11 protein-coding genes are annotated in these 14713 nt (G+C 61.3%); 6 read left to right on the forward strand and 5 right to left on the reverse strand.

What is annotated here, in order from left to right; all coding sequences use genetic code 11:
- Positions 1–11: 11 nt before the first annotated feature.
- Positions 12–1478 carry a flippase gene (locus tag BLS41_RS09110; RefSeq protein WP_074764004.1) on the forward strand — a complete coding sequence of 489 codons (1467 nt, stop codon included), beginning with the start codon at positions 12–14 and terminating at the stop codon, positions 1476–1478.
- Complete coding sequence (locus BLS41_RS09115; RefSeq protein ID WP_074764005.1) at positions 1475–3922, forward strand: glycosyltransferase family 4 protein; 2448 nt, start codon at positions 1475–1477, stop codon at positions 3920–3922. Before BLS41_RS09110 ends, BLS41_RS09115 begins: the two co-directional genes overlap by 4 nt.
- A 297-nt stretch (positions 3923–4219) precedes the next feature.
- Here the strand turns inward: BLS41_RS09115 and BLS41_RS09120 are convergent, their stop codons facing one another.
- On the reverse strand, positions 4220–5431 hold the full coding sequence (locus BLS41_RS09120; protein WP_074764006.1) for an acyltransferase family protein: 1212 nt from the start codon (positions 5429–5431) through the stop codon (positions 4220–4222).
- A gap of 244 nt (positions 5432–5675) precedes the next feature.
- On the opposite strand from BLS41_RS09120, the gene BLS41_RS38960 reads away from it, so the two are divergent.
- Complete coding sequence (locus BLS41_RS38960) at positions 5676–5819, forward strand: hypothetical protein (RefSeq protein ID WP_171910212.1); 144 nt, start codon at positions 5676–5678, stop codon at positions 5817–5819.
- Between the two features lie 332 nt (positions 5820–6151).
- Positions 6152–7069: a UTP--glucose-1-phosphate uridylyltransferase GalU gene (gene galU, locus BLS41_RS09125; protein WP_074764007.1), complete on the forward strand. Its 918-nt coding sequence runs from the start codon at positions 6152–6154 to the stop codon at positions 7067–7069.
- A 262-nt stretch (positions 7070–7331) separates the two neighbouring features.
- On the opposite strand, the gene BLS41_RS09130 is transcribed toward galU, so the two are convergent.
- Together BLS41_RS09130 and BLS41_RS09135 are read right to left on the reverse strand one after the other, a co-directional pair.
- Positions 7332–9506, reverse strand: a complete 2175-nt coding sequence (locus tag BLS41_RS09130) for a malate synthase G (RefSeq protein ID WP_074764008.1) — start codon at positions 9504–9506, stop codon at positions 7332–7334.
- Positions 9507–9648: 142 nt separating this feature from the next.
- The gene (locus BLS41_RS09135; RefSeq protein ID WP_074764009.1) at positions 9649–10053 is read right to left on the reverse strand and encodes a heme-binding protein; all 405 of its coding nucleotides are present in this window, start codon (positions 10051–10053) and stop codon (positions 9649–9651) included.
- 384 nt (positions 10054–10437) lie between these two features.
- On the opposite strand from BLS41_RS09135, the gene BLS41_RS09140 reads away from it, so the two are divergent.
- On the forward strand, positions 10438–11319 hold the full coding sequence (locus BLS41_RS09140) for an MOSC domain-containing protein (RefSeq protein WP_074764010.1): 882 nt from the start codon (positions 10438–10440) through the stop codon (positions 11317–11319).
- A 69-nt stretch (positions 11320–11388) separates the two neighbouring features.
- Here BLS41_RS09140 and BLS41_RS09145 read toward each other — a convergent pair whose 3' ends face one another.
- Positions 11389–11772 carry a response regulator gene (locus BLS41_RS09145; RefSeq protein WP_074764011.1) on the reverse strand — a complete coding sequence of 128 codons (384 nt, stop codon included), beginning with the start codon at positions 11770–11772 and terminating at the stop codon, positions 11389–11391.
- Between the two features lie 117 nt (positions 11773–11889).
- Here BLS41_RS09145 and BLS41_RS09150 point away from each other — a divergent pair, with 117 nt between their 5' ends.
- Positions 11890–13107, forward strand: coding sequence for a sensor histidine kinase (locus BLS41_RS09150; RefSeq protein ID WP_074764012.1), 1218 nt, complete (start codon positions 11890–11892; stop codon positions 13105–13107).
- A gap of 85 nt (positions 13108–13192) precedes the next feature.
- On the opposite strand, the gene cobA is transcribed toward BLS41_RS09150, so the two are convergent.
- A complete protein-coding gene (gene cobA / locus BLS41_RS09155; RefSeq protein WP_074766403.1) occupies positions 13193–14002 on the reverse strand; it encodes a uroporphyrinogen-III C-methyltransferase in 810 nt (269 codons plus the stop codon).
- Positions 14003–14713: the final 711 nt, after the last annotated feature.

Here is a 14713-nt window from a genome sequence, read left to right on the forward strand (position 1 = left end):
CAAGGCATCCGATGGACAAAGGCATTCTCAAGAACGTAGCGATCAACTTCTTCGGGCTGGTACTGCCGACCTTCGTCTCGCTCGTGACCGTGCCGTCGTATATCAAGCTGCTCGGCGTCGAGCGCTACGGCGTGATCAGTCTCGTGTGGACCCTGATCGGCTACTTCGGGATTCTCGATCTCGGCATGAGCATGGCTGCGCAGAATCACATCTCGAAGGCGCGTGCATCCGGCGACAAGGAAGAAAGCGTGCGCGTGTTCTGGAGCGCGACGTGGCTCAATCTCGCGACCGGCGTGATCGGCGGATTGATCATTTATTTCGGCGCTTTTCTTTACACCGCGTATTTCACGAAGGTGTCTCCCGAGTTGCAGCACGAGGTGTACATGGCGCTGCCGTGGCTCGCGGTGGCGATTCCGATTGCCAACGTGTCGTGGGTGTTTGCCGGGGCGATCAACGGCGCTGAGCGATTTGGCGTCTACAACACGAATCAGACGATCGGCACATTCCTGTTCCAGTTGCTGCCGCTCGGCGCAGCGTTGTGGATGGGCGCGACGTTGCAAAACGTGCTGGCTGCGGCGGTATTCGCGCGAATTCTCGCCGCGATTCTGTTGGGCCGTTCCGCATTGAAGGTGTTGGAAATCCGTCGCGTCATGCCGCCGCAATTCGGCGTGGCGAAGGGGCTGTTCAACTTCGGCGGCTGGATGCTGATTGCCAGCGTCACCACGATGATCGCCGACTCGCTCGATCGCGTGATGCTCGGCACGAGCCTCGGTGCGCGTTTCGTCACGTACTACACGGTGCCGCAGAACCTCGTGACGCGTCTGAACATCGTGCCGACCGCATTGGTGCGCACGCTGTTTCCGCGTCTTTCCGCAGTAGGGCGTGCGGATGCCGACACCATCACGCAGCAATCGCTCGAGTTTCTGAACGGCGTGTTCACGCCGGTCGCGCTGGTCGCGATGCTGGTGCTCGAACCGTTTTTGCACCTGTGGGTCGGCAATGAAATCGCGACCGTGGCTGCGCCGGTGGGCCGCATCATGATCGTTGCCGTGTGGCTCGTCGGTCAGGCGAACGTGACGCGAATCCTGATCCAGTCACAGGTTAATCCGGCCACGGCCGCCAAGGTCGGTTTGTTCGAATTGCCCTTATTTGCAGCGGCTTTGTGGTTCGGCATCACGCATTTCGGTCTGACCGGCGCAGCGGTGGCGGTCGCCGCGCGCGCGCTGTTCGACTACGCGGTGCTGCTGCATTTCTCGGCGATCCGCGCCCGCCAGATCGCGCTCGATATGCTCGCGCACCTTGCTTTCCTGCTGGCCAGCCTGTGGCTCGCCAGCTTCCTCCCGAGTCTTGCCATGGCGATTGCCGCCGGCCTTCTGATGGTTGCCGCCAACGTCGCCTGGTCGATCACGATGACTCCCGCCTTGCGCAATCTTGCGCGTTCACTGCTGTTGCGACTGAATCCGAGGAAAAGCGCATGAACCACGAAGTCCTTGAAGAAGCCGTGCTGAGACCCGCGACGCGCAGCGCCCTGAGCGAACTCACGAGCGTGCCCGGCGTTCAGCCGACGACCCGCCGCGCCGCGATGCGCGCCGATAAAACCGTGCGCATTGCAATCGTGCACGACTGGCTTGTCACCTATGCCGGTGCGGAAAAAGTGCTGGAGCAGATAGTCGCGTGTTTTCCAGATGCCGATCTGTTCAGCCTCGTCGATTTTCTCGACGACCGCAGCTTCCTGCGCGGCAAGTCTGTGACGACTTCGTTCATCCAGAAGCTGCCGATGGCGCGCAAGAAATACCGTTCCTATTTGCCGCTGATGCCGCTCGCGATCGAGCAGCTCGACGTGTCCGCGTACGATGTGGTGATCTCCAGCAGCCATGCGGTTGCGAAGGGCATTCTCACCGGTCCCGACCAGGTGCATATCAGCTACGTGCATTCGCCGATCCGCTATGCGTGGGATTTGCAGCATCAGTATCTGCAGCAGTCGAAGCTGACCAACGGCCCGAAATCCGCACTGGCGCGGCTGATTCTGCATTACATCCGCAACTGGGATATCCGCACGTCGAATTCGGTGGATGGCTTCGTCGCCAATTCCGAGTTCATCGCGCGACGCATCAAAAAGGTGTATCAGCGCGAGGCACAGGTGATTTTCCCGCCGGTCGATGTCGAAGCGTTTTCGCTTTGCACGGAGAAAGAGGACTTTTATCTGACCGCGTCGCGAATGGTGCCGTACAAGAAAATCGACCTGATTGTCGAAGCGTTTGCACAGATGCCGGAGCGCAAACTGGTCGTGATCGGCGATGGCCCCGACATGGAAAAAATCCGCGCGAAGGCGGGGCCGAACGTGGAGATCATGGGCTATCAGCCGTTCAAGGTGCTGAAGGACCGGATGAGCCGCGCGAAAGCCTTCGTGTTCGCCGCGGAGGAAGACTTCGGCATTTCGGTCGTCGAAGCGCAGGCGTGCGGCACGCCGGTGATTGCGTATGGCAAGGGCGGGGCGCTCGAAACCGTGCGCGATCTGTCCGAAACGCGGCCAACCGGCATGTTCTTCGACGAGCAGAATACCGACTCGATCATCTCGGCCGTCAAACGTTTCGATGACAACATCAAGCGTTTCTCTGCAGCAGACTGCCGTGCCAATGCCGAGCAGTTCTCCGCCGCGAATTTCCGCGAACGCTTTTTCTCGCATGTGCGCGCGGCGGTGCCCGCGTTGCGCGGCGCGAAGCTGCCCGCGTACGTGCCGTACAAAGCCGCACCTGTTGCCAGTGCGCCGCGCATTCTCGCCGTCGATCAAAGCGGCGTGCTGGGCGGCGCCGAACTGTCGCTGCTGGAAATCGTGAAGGCGCTGCGCTCGCGCATCGAGGTCGTGCTATTCGACGATGGCCCGTTTCGCACGGCGCTGGATTCGGCGGGCGTCACTGTGAACGTGCTCGATGCGGGCGCGCTGAAAAATGTCCGCAAACAGGGCGGTTCGCTGCCGAAGGGGCAGGCGATCAAGGGGCTGTTGTCGCTCGTGCGCGCGACCGCGCAACGCGCGCGCAACGCCGATGTGATCTACGCGAACACACAGCGCGCGATGGTGATCGGCGCGGTTGCGGGCAAGCTGGCGAGGCGGCCCGTGGTGTGGCACCTGCGCGATATCGTGAGCCCCGAACATTTCGGCGGCAAGCAACTGGCCATCATCAAATGGTGCGCGCGGCTCGGTCTCTCGCATGTGATCGCCAATTCGGCGGCGTCGGCGCGCGCGTTTGCTGAACTCACCCAGTTCGACGAGAAGCGTATCGACGTGGTGTTCAACGGCATTTCGTCGGAGCCGTTCGACGCGTTGCAGAACGTGCCGCAAGACGAACTGCGTGAATTGCTCGGGCTGCCGCAAGACGCGTTTCTGGTCGGCTCGTTCAGCCGGCTCGCGCGCTGGAAAGGGCAACACGTGCTGCTCGAAGCGATGGTTCTGAATCCGCAGATGCACGCCGTGCTGGTTGGCGCGCCGCTGTTCGGCGAGGATCAGTACGAGGCTGAACTGCATGCGTTCGTTGCCGAGCACAATCTGGGCGACCGGGTGCATTTCCTCGGCTTCCAGCACGATATTCCGGCCTGCATGTGTGCGGTCGATGCAGTCGTTCACACGTCGATCACGCCTGAGCCGTTCGGTCGCGTGATCGTCGAAGGGATGCTGGCCCGGCGGCCGGTTGTGGCGGCTCGCGCGGGTGGCGTGCTGGAGATCATCGACGACTACGAAAACGGTGTGATGTGCACGCCGGGCGATGCGCACGGTCTCGCCGACACGCTCGCGGAACTGCGCTCGAACGACGAACTGCGTAACAGGCTGGTCAGGAACGGCTACAAGACGGCGCTGAGCCGCTTCGGCACCGGAACCTATGTCGAAGGCGTCGCGCGGATTCTGAAGGGCGTGGCGGGGCGTTAAACGGATTTTGGGGGGGCTCTTGACGGGCCCTTCCGTGAATTTCTTTCCGTGTGGCGCGGCGATCTCGCCGGAGAGGTATCGGAGGCAAGCACCGACCGTGCTTCACGTCGATGTGAACGGTTTTACGCGGGGGTAGGCAGGGGCTCGGCCGGTTCTTGTCGTTGGCGCAGCGGAGCGAAGATCCATGGACCTTCGCTCCGTTTTTTTATTGCCGTGATCGGCGGCTGTGATCAAGGGCCGAGGTTCGGGGCTGTAAATCGGAACTGCAATTCGGGGCCGAGGTTCAGCCCCGCAATGTCAGGCCGCTTTCTTCGCGGCCTTCGGTTTGAAACTGGCCGACCACTTCATCGCCGGCAACTCCACCAGCCGGTAGAACACGTAGGCAACCGGCACAGCCACCAGCATGTAGGCGAACGACGGCCAGATCGACATCTGCAGCGACGAGCGGAACAGCAGCGACGACAGCAAGACGAATATCGGCAGATGGATCAGGTACAGCGAGAAGCTGAAATCGCCGAAACGCGACAGCAGGCGCGTGCCGAACGTTTCGCGCCGGGTGCCGCTGGGCCGCTCGAGCGCCTTGTAGAGATAGAACGCGAAACCGAGCGCCCACAACTGGAACGCACCGTACTGGCCGAAATGGAACGCGACGCAGCCGAGCACGATAAAAGCCGCGGCCAGCACGTAGAGCCAGATCGACGAACGGGCTTCCGGCGCGCGGCGGGTTCGGGCGTCGGCGATCCATGCACCCAGTGTCCACGAAAACCAGTACGACGTGAAGAACTGGATGTCGTGGCGTTCCAGCACGTAGGCGGACACGACATTGACGACGGCGACGATCGCCAGCACCGAGGTCATGCCGATGCGTCGGCGCAATGCGAATAGCAGCGGATAGATCGCGTAGAACTGCACTTCGAGCGAAAGCGTCCAGAGCGCGCCGTTCGATCCATACGTTTTACCCGCCACGCCTTGCAGCGAAAACAGATTGACGAGAAACGACTGCAAGCCGATCTCGCGAATCTTGTGACTGACAGGCGGCAACTGCAGACTGAACCAGTCGAGCGCAAAAGTCAGCACCAGCGCCGCGAGCAGCACCGGATAGATGCGCGCAAAGCGGCGCACCCAGAAATTGCCGGTATCGAGCCGGTAAGCCGGATTGGCGGCGAGACGCAACGCACCGCCACGGTGAATGCAATAGCCGCTAATCACGAAGAAAATCGGCACACCCGCCGAGCCCCATGCAATCGGAAACGTCAGATAGGCAGCAAGGGCGCCGAGGCTCAGCGAATGGCCGACGCTCTGATGAAACGCCTGCATGCCGACCCACGCAACCTGGCGGCAATGAAAATACGCGACCAGTAGCGCGGCGAAACCGCGCATGGCATCGATCACGTGCTCCTTGCCGGCGCTCTCCGCGCGCACGTCGCTGTGGGCGCGCACTGCGCTCGTGCTACGGGGTGGAGAGAGGGGCAGGGATGAGCCGGCGGCATCCAGTGCTGAGTCGCTCATGCGCGGTCCTTATCTTTCTGACGGAGGAAAAAGCGGATTCCCGGACGCCATGCGCGCCCGCGGTGCCTGACATCCTAGTTCAGCACGCGGGTAAAAAATCGATAAAAAAATGCCGTATCAATTCTATTTGAGTAACCATTTTGTGACGAATTGTAATTGATGATAAGCAGATGCGGCGTCGAATTATTTACCGCTTTTGTCATGTTAATTTTAGTCACGGATTTTCTTGACCAGAGGTGAAGTCATGAACCTGCATTTACTCGCCGGCATTGCCGTGCTGCTGATCCTCGTTGCCGCCTCCGCCTACCGCGAAGCACTGCGCAACGAGCCGATCCGCCGTTACCGGATGAATCCCGGCAAGCTCCCGCCAGTCGACGAAAGCGAATAACGCCTACGTCGCACGCATCACGCACGTCAGTGGTTTTGCCATTGGCGCGCATGGCGCTGCACGTCGAAAACGCGCAGCGCCGTCCCCCGGATATGGCAAAAATTTCAGGGTTTCCGTAAAATAATTCAATTGGAATAAGTCATTATTTCCTGACGTCCGCGTCGGATTATTCATAGTCTGGAATATTGAAGTCGAAATTGATTTATTTATTTCGACGGCGAAATTTTCCTGGATGAACCAGGCTGAAATTTTTGCTAGTCTTTTCCAGCGACATCGATTGGCCGCAAGGCCCGCGACTACACTAACTTCTAACCGATGTGGGAATGCCTACCATGCTGAAAGTCACCAAAGCCGTGTTTCCCGTAGCGGGCCTCGGGACACGATTCCTGCCGGCTACCAAAGCAAGTCCGAAGGAAATGCTGCCGATCGTCGACAAGCCGCTGATTCAATACGCGGTTGAAGAGGCGATTGCCGCCGGCATCACTGAGATGATTTTCGTGACGGGCCGCAGCAAGCGCGCGATCGAAGATCATTTCGACAAGTCGTACGAGATCGAAGCCGAACTCGAAGCACGCAACAAGCAGAAGCTGCTGGATCTGGTTCGCAGCATCAAACCGGCCAACGTCGACTGTTTCTACGTGCGTCAGGCCGAAGCGCTCGGTCTGGGCCATGCCGTGCTGTGTGCCGAAAAGCTGGTCGGCGACAGCCCGTTCGCCGTGATTCTCGCCGACGATCTGCTGCATAGCTCGAAGCCGGTGATGAGCCAGCTGGTCGATACGTTCAACCACTATCACAGCTCGGTGATCGGCGTCGAAACCATTGCTCGCGAAGAGAGCCGCTCGTACGGCGTCGTCGATGGCCGCGAATGGGAAGACAACGTGATCAAGATGTCGGGCATCGTCGAGAAGCCGTCGCCGGAAAATGCACCGTCGAATCTCGGTGTGGTCGGCCGCTATGTGCTGATGCCGACTATCTTCAAACATATCCGCGCGTTGAAGCCGGGCGCGGGCGGCGAACTGCAATTGACCGATGCAGTGCAATCGCTGCTCACCGAAGAACAGGTGCTGGCGTATCGCTATTTCGGCACGCGTTTCGATTGCGGCAGCAAGCTCGGGTATCTGAAGGCGACGGTGGAATTCGCGCTGCGTCACCCGGAAGTCAAGGCGGATTTCGAGGCTTATTTGCAGGCATATATGCAGAATAATGCGCTGGTGAACGAGTCTGCCCAGTACACGGCCGAAGCCGCTTGAAGCAACGTTTATAAGTTGGGCTGGGGCATTCCGTCGTGGCCTCCGGCGGAAATGCCCTGCCAGTTGCAAGGCGCGAGCAATCGCGCTTTTTTTCATTCGCAGGTGTACTGGCGTGCTGAAGGCTATCAGGGTTTCACTACTGCCTGTTCGCACTGATGAAGCTTCTGTGCCGGTAGCGCCATTCAGTAAAAAGGGCGCCGCATAAGCGGCGCCCTTTCTCATTTCAAACCAGCCCTCGCGCCTCAAACGCGGGGCGGCAGCCTCAGCCCAGCTTCTTCACTTCGAGCCGGAACTTGTGCAGCAACGGTTCCGTATAACCGCTCGGTTGCTGGCGCCCTTCGAACACCAGTGCTTGCGCAGCCTTGAACGCAATCGTGTCGAAACCCGGCGCCATCGGCTTGTAATGCGGGTCGCCCGCGTTCTGCCCATCGACCACCGCAGCCATCCGCTGGAACGTCTCTTCGACCAGCTCGCGCTTCACCACACCGTGGTACAGCCAGTTGGCAATATGCTGGCTCGAAATACGCAGCGTCGCGCGGTCTTCCATCAGGCCGACGTCGTGAATGTCCGGCACCTTCGAACATCCCACGCCCTGATCGATCCAGCGCACCACGTAGCCGAGAATGCCTTGCGCGTTGTTGTCGACCTCACTGCGAATTTCGTCGTCGCTCCACTTCGCCGATTCGACCACGGGAATCGTCAGCAGCCCGCTGAGCAGTTCGTCGCGCACGTTGGCATAGTCGGTACGCTCCAGCTCCTGCTGGACCGCCTGCACGTCGATCTGGTGATAGTGCAACGCATGCAGCGTCGCGGCCGTCGGCGAGGGCACCCATGCGGTGTTCGCACCGGCCTTCGGATGAGCGATCTTCTGTTCGAGCATCGCGTGCATCAGGTCGGGCATCGCCCACATGCCCTTGCCGATCTGCGAGCGGCCGCGCAGGCCCGCGCTCAAACCGACCAGCACGTTGCTGCGCTCATAGGCGGTAATCCATGCGCTCGACTTCATGTCGCCCTTGCGCATCATCGGGCCGGCTTCCATTGCCGTGTGCATCTCGTCGCCGGTACGGTCGAGGAAACCCGTGTTGATAAACGCAACACGCTCCGACGCTTCGGCGATACAGGCGAGCAGGTTGACGCTGGTGCGGCGCTCCTCGTCCATGATGCCCATCTTGATGGTGTTGCGCGGCAACTGCAGCAGGTCTTCGACGCGTGCAAACAGTTCGCTCGCAAACGCGACTTCGGCCGGGCCGTGCATTTTCGGTTTGACGATATAAATCGAACCGGTGCGCGAATTCAGCTTGTGCTTGCGGTCGTGCAGCGCGCACAGCGACGTGATCACGGCATCGAGAATACCTTCGGGGATCTCGTGGCCGTCCTGGGTCAGCACCGCCGGGTTGGTCATCAAATGACCGACGTTACGGATGAACAGCAGCGAGCGGCCATGCAGCACGACCGGCGCAGTGCCGTTTGCTGCCACATACACGCGATCTTCGTTCAGACGACGCGTGAAGGTCTTGCCGTTCTTCGTGACTTCTTCAGTCAGGTCGCCGGTCATCAGGCCGAGCCAGTTGCGATACAACAGCACCTTGTCGTCCGCATCGACGGCGGCCACCGAGTCTTCACAGTCGATGATCGTGCTCACCGCCGCTTCGACCACCACGTCCTTCACATGCGCGGAATCGGTCTTGCCGATCGAGTCGTTCGCGTCGATCTGAATCTCGAAGTGCAGACCGTTGTGCTTCAGCAGCACCGCCGACGGCGCGTTTTCTGCACCCTGATAGCCGATGAATTGCGCGGGCGTTTTCAGTTCGCTCCGGCCGCTTTTCAGCGTGACGACCAGCTTGCCGCCTTCGACGCCGTAGTGCGTTGCATCGGCATGTGAGCCGTTGGCGAGCGGCGCAGCCTGATCGAGAAACTTGCGTGCGTAGGCGATGACCGCCGCGCCGCGAACCGGATTGAACGCCGCCTGTTTTTCGGCGCCGTTCGTCTCGGGAATCGCGTCGGTGCCGTACAGCGCGTCGTACAGGCTGCCCCAGCGCGCATTCGCCGCGTTCAGTGCATAGCGCTGGTTCGACAGCGGCACGACCAGTTGCGGGCCGGCCTGCTCGGCGATTTCGGTATCGACGTCCGATGTCGTGGCCTTGACGCTGGCCGGCACCGGCACGATATAGCCGATGCCTTCGAGAAACGCACGGTAGGCGTGCAGATCGCGCACCGGGCCGGGATTCGCGCGATGCCAGCCGTCGAGTTCGGTTTGCAGGCGATCGCGCTCGGCGAGCAGTGCCCGGTTTTTGGGCGCCAGCTCGTGGACGAGGGCGTCGAAACCCGACCAGAATGCGGCGCTGTCGATTCCGGTGCCGGGCAGGGCTTCGGTTTCGACGAACTGGTCGAGATTGGCGGCGACCTGCAGTGCGCCGCGCGGCTTCATCTGAGTCATCGACTGCTCCATCTGTCTGATGGGACCGATGAGGGGGCATCGGTCCGCGTTGTTGCCGGTTAGCTTCGTTATGGCGGAACTGCCGTGGTTACTTTTCTGTATTGCTGGTTCTACTTTCGCGGGTCGTGGCCGGACCCGGCGCTCACGCAGCGATAGCCTGGATACCGGCCTTGGCGACCTGCGCGTCCTGATCCGACTTGACGCCCGACACGCCGACCGCGCCGACCACCTGGCCTTCGACGATCACCGGCACACCGCCTTCCAGCGTACCTTGCAGCGGTGCGCTCAGGAAAGCCGTGCGGCCATTGTTGATCATGTCCTCGTAGACTTTGGTCTCGCGACGGCCGATTGCCGCCGTGCGGGCCTTTTCCGTCGCGATGTACGAGGTGGACGGTGCCGCGCCGTCAAGACGAAGCATGCCGAGCGGATGGCCGCCGTCGTCGGTCACCACGATTGCGACGGCCCACTGATGCTTCTCGGCTTCCGCGCGGGCGGCATCGAGAATTCGGGTCGTTTCGGCAACGGTCAGCACGGGTTTGCTCAGCATAATAAATTTCCTGTCTCGGTGATGGGAGGGATGCTTCTACAAGTTCTGCCCAGTGATTTTATCCAGCGACGTCGCGGTATGAGTTCACCGCTGCCCCGGTGTGCATGGCCAGGCGAGGGGATACGTGTCCGCCTGGGTTGCCGCCGGTCCGTCACGCGGCGAGCGGATCACGCGCCGCTTCGCTAAAGGTGTCGTGCCGGTCGCGGGCTCGCTGCGCGATGAACGCATAGTGCGGATTGCGGTCAGCCGGGTAGGCGCCGTGCCTGAGGATTTTACGTCCAAGCGCGCCGGGAAGAAACGACGGCCTCGCGGCAGATTATTGATGCGCCTTACAATCACGTTTTGAACATAAAAATTCGCGCGCTCCCCACGCGCTCCCCGACCATGCCGACCATCAGCGAGCTTTTCGTCTATCCGATCAAATCCTGCGGAGGTATCGCGCTGCGCGAGGCGCGGCTGCTCGCGACCGGCCTCGAATACGACCGCTACTGGATGCTCACGCACCCGGACGGCGAGATGCTCACACAGCGCGCGTATCCGCGAATGGCGCTGATCAAGGTCGAGATCGGCACCGACATGCTGATCATCCGCGCGCCCGGCATGAGCGAATTGCGCACGCCGCTCGATGCAGCCCGGCTCGACGCGCCGCTCAAGGTGCAGACCAAGGTGTGGCGCGATGCGGCCTACGGGCTCGACACCGGCGACACTACGGCCGGATGGTTTTCAAGCTTTCTCGGCTTTCCCACGCGGCTTCTGCGTTTCGATCCGCAGCGCGAGCGTCAGGTCGACCCGGACTACACGGGCAGCGTCGGCGGCGCCACGACATATTTCGCCGATGGCTTTCCGCTGCTGGTCGTCGGCCAGGCATCGCTCGACGACCTGAACACGCGCCTGACCAGCAAAGGCGCGCCGTCCATTTCAATCGACCGCTTCCGTCCCAATGTCGTGCTGACCGGACTCGATGCGTACGAAGAAGACTATGTGGAGACGCTGAATATCGACGGTGCGACGCAGGCGGAGCAGGGCGTGCAATTGCAGCTGGTCAAGTTGTGCGCGCGCTGCCCGATGCCGACTGTCGATCAGCAGACGGGTGCGCCGAACCCCGACTGGCCGAACGAACCCACCGACACGATGACCACGTACCGCGCGAAGCGTCAGTTCGACGGCGCGGTCACGTTCGGCAACAATGCGCTGATTTCGAGCGGCGCGGGGGCCTGGCTGCGAGTGGGACAAGAGGTCGAAGCGGAAATCGGTTTCGGCGATTGAGAGGATTTGAGGCCGTACACGAAGCAGGATATGCAACCCTGTCCCTCCTGTTGCCCCTCGATTAGCGCTTCACGTTTGCTTCATCCTCGCGATCAACGCCGCAAGAATCACCGGCATCGGCGTGGGTTTGACGAAGTGGTGATTGAAGCCCGAACGCAGCGACTCGTTGGTTTCCTCGGCGCGTCCGAGCCCGCTGACCGCCACCAGCACCGGCGCGGGCGTATCCCCAACGTAGCGGATACGGCGTGCGACACTGCGCCCATCGAGGCGCGGCATTTCGACATCGAGTAAAGCGGCCTGCGGATGCCACGCGCAATATTCGGCGAGCGCGTCCAGCCCGTTGCGCGCGGTGCGGATATCGAAACCGTGCGCGCTGAAGTAGAGCGAGTAGGCTGCCAGCAGATCGGCGTCATCGTCCGCGATCAAGAGGCGAGCGGCTTGGTGAGTGTGCATCCGGCCTCCCAGTTTGTGTTCCTCGTACTGAGCAATTTGAAGTCCCGATAGAATCGAGGCACACAAGTCACTGTTTTTTCAGGCCATATCGGCAAGGGTAACCGGCAGCGCCGTCTTATGAAAAATTTACCGTCTGGAAATAACAGCGACAGCAGGGACGCGGATCTCGCGCGCGATATCGAAGCGGTGCAGCGCATCGACGCGGTGCCGTCGATCCTGCGGCTGATCTGCAAGAACACCGGCATGGGCTTCGCCGCCGTCGCGCGCGTGACGGACGAAACGTGGACAGCCTGCGCGGTTCAGGACGAAGTGAATTTCGGCCTCGCCGCTGGCGGTCAGCTCGAACTGCACACCACGCTGTGCTTCGAGTCGCGTGCCGCGCGAGCGTCGATCGTGATCGACAATTTCGGCAAGGACCCTGTCTATCACAGCCACCACACGCCGCGAATCTACAACCTCGGTAGCTATATTTCCGTGCCGATCATTCTTCCCGACGGCAGCTACTTCGGTAATCTCTGCGCAATCGATCCCTCTCCAGCGGATCTGTCGAATGCGCGCGTCGTGAGCATGTTCGAAGTGTTCGCCGATCTGATTGCGTTCCAGCTTGCCAGCGAGGGGCGTCAGCGGGCCGCGGAGACTGCGTTGCTTCGCGAGCGCGAAACCTCCAATCTGCGCGAGCAGTTCATCGCCGTGCTGGGACACGATTTGCGCAATCCGTTGTCGGCGGTGAGCGCGACGGCTGAACTCCTGGCGCTGCGCAAGAGCGAGCCGGATCTCGTGAAAATCGGCCAGCGTCTGAAGGCGACCACGTTGCGAATGGCGCGTCTGATCGACGACGTGATGGATTTTGCGCGAGGCCGGTTGGGATCGGGCATCGGCGTGTCGATCAACGAGGTCGACGATCTTGAGATAGCGCTGCGCGTGGTGATCGCCGAGGCGCGAGAGGCGAATCCCGACCGCGTACTCGCCGACGACATTGCGATCAACGTACCGGTGCGTTGCGATCGCACGCGGGTTCAGCAGTTGCTGTCGAACCTGCTGGGCAATGCTGTCACGCATGGCGCGGCGGAGTTTCCGGTGCGGGTGCAGGCACGGATCGACGGTGGCGAGTGGGTGCTGACCGTGGTGAACGGCGGGAATGCGATTCCGCCGGATGCGTTGAGCAAGGTCTTCGAACCATACTGGCGGCCGCCTACCAGCAAGCCGGGTGGCGGCCTCGGGCTGGGTCTGTATATCTGCAAGCAGATTGTGCTGGCGCACGGCGGCACGCTGGAATTGAGTTCGTCGGCGGAGGTAGGGACTTCCTTTGTCGCGAGACTGCCTGCCGGGGTTTGATGCTCCGACGGCGCTTCAAACGGCGTTCAGGCGCGTTCCGGCGACCACGGCAGGGGTTGCCTACACCTCGCCTTACGACCTCGCGTCAGGCTGCCTGAGCGACGACTCCGCCGTCTACTTCTCCTGCGGCGCTTAACGCTGTCGTGACGTCTTCATTGCGCAGCGCCCATTCCGGCTCCACGCTCTCGCCAATCGCGCTGCCGACCAGAATCACGGCGGGACTGTCGAAACCTGCGTCGACGGCATCGGTCGCGAGTCGGCCAAGGCGTGTGAGCAAGCGCCGTTCGTCGATTCCGCCCGCCCACTGAACGACGGCTGCGGGGGTATCGGCGGGCAAACTCGCCAGCAAGGCGCTCGCGATTTTCTCGATACGCCGCATGCCCATATAGATGGCCAACGTGGTGCGGGTCGCGGCCAGCGCGGCCCAATCCGGCTCGCCGTGGTCTTCCGTGTGCGCGGTTACGAAGGTGACGCCATGACAATGCCGCCGATGCGTCAGCGAAATGCCCAGCCCCGCCGCCGCTGCGAATCCCGATGAAACGCCATTGATTATCTCCACCGCGATTCCGGCTTCGCGCAAGATCGCAATTTCTTCACCGGCCCGGCCGAACAACAGCGCTTCGCCGCCTTTTACCCGCACTACGTGCAGACCTTTGAGCGCATAGCGCCGCATCAGACGCTCGATGAACGCTTGTGGCGTCGAGCGGCAACCACCGCGTTTGCCGACCCGAATCACACGAGCCTGCGGCGCGAGTGTGGCGATGTCGGGATTGGCGAGGTCGTCGAGCAGCACGACGTTAGCGGCTGCGAGCGCTTTGGCGGCTTTGAGCGTGAGCAGATCGAGATCGCCGGGGCCTGCGCTCAATAACGTGACCTTGCCAATGTTTGTGTTCATCGCGGAGTCCTTCGCTTGCTGAATGTTTTTTGCACGGCCCGGCAATAGCCGTATTGCCGGTGCCAAATAAAAACGGCGTCCGCTCGCGATGCTCGCGAGGGGACGCCGTTGTCCGTTGCTGCTGATTGTTAATGGCTACGCGTTGGTCGCGCGCCTGGTTCGAGCGTGTTCAAGCCACTTCGATACATACAAAGCGCAGCGTTGTGCTTCGTATAGATGATGCGATTGCTTCACGTCATTGCGACCTCATTGCCGCAGTGACTCGCGTTGAACAATGCAAGGACCACGCCACCTGTCACGCATCTATACGCGAATCGTTGCGGCGATTGGTTTGTATTGCCAGGAGCGTACCGTCGACGCACCGCCCGCGCGCATCGCCCCGCACGCGGGCAGTGCTGCGCCGCACCAGCCAAGTGCCTCGCTGCATCAAAACGCGTCGCGCACCTTCACCGCAACACACTCGTTTCACTCACCTCTAAGCCCCGCGCGACGGCCTTGTCACGCGTATTTCGTGTGCCTGGCACAGGCTTTGCATAAGCCGTGCCATCGGACCAACGTGGGTCCGGCGCGGGTGCAACACAAAGTACTCGCTGTAGCACAGGTCAGGACAATGGCGTCCCCCGAATCCAGTCGTCGACTGGGTTTGCGGGACGCCATTTTTATTTCCGGAACCGTTTCGCCAGCTATCACATGGCGACGCCCGACGCCCCA

Origin of the sequence: Paraburkholderia fungorum (assembly GCF_900099835.1) — a bacterium.
GTDB lineage: Bacteria > Pseudomonadota > Gammaproteobacteria > Burkholderiales > Burkholderiaceae > Paraburkholderia > Paraburkholderia fungorum_A.

Coding starts and splice junctions, on each gene's coding strand:
- BLS41_RS09110 (WP_074764004.1), top strand. CDS start 12: ATGGACAAAGGCATTCTCAAGAACGTAGCGATCAACTTCTTCGGGCTG.
- BLS41_RS09115 (WP_074764005.1), top strand. CDS start 1,475: ATGAACCACGAAGTCCTTGAAGAAGCCGTGCTGAGACCCGCGACGCGC.
- BLS41_RS09120 (WP_074764006.1), bottom strand. CDS start 5,431: ATGAGCGACTCAGCACTGGATGCCGCCGGCTCATCCCTGCCCCTCTCT.
- BLS41_RS38960 (WP_171910212.1), top strand. CDS start 5,676: ATGAACCTGCATTTACTCGCCGGCATTGCCGTGCTGCTGATCCTCGTT.
- galU (WP_074764007.1), top strand. CDS start 6,152: ATGCTGAAAGTCACCAAAGCCGTGTTTCCCGTAGCGGGCCTCGGGACA.
- BLS41_RS09130 (WP_074764008.1), bottom strand. CDS start 9,506: ATGACTCAGATGAAGCCGCGCGGCGCACTGCAGGTCGCCGCCAATCTC.
- BLS41_RS09135 (WP_074764009.1), bottom strand. CDS start 10,053: ATGCTGAGCAAACCCGTGCTGACCGTTGCCGAAACGACCCGAATTCTC.
- BLS41_RS09140 (WP_074764010.1), top strand. CDS start 10,438: ATGCCGACCATCAGCGAGCTTTTCGTCTATCCGATCAAATCCTGCGGA.
- BLS41_RS09145 (WP_074764011.1), bottom strand. CDS start 11,772: ATGCACACTCACCAAGCCGCTCGCCTCTTGATCGCGGACGATGACGCC.
- BLS41_RS09150 (WP_074764012.1), top strand. CDS start 11,890: ATGAAAAATTTACCGTCTGGAAATAACAGCGACAGCAGGGACGCGGAT.
- cobA (WP_074766403.1), bottom strand. CDS start 14,002: ATGAACACAAACATTGGCAAGGTCACGTTATTGAGCGCAGGCCCCGGC.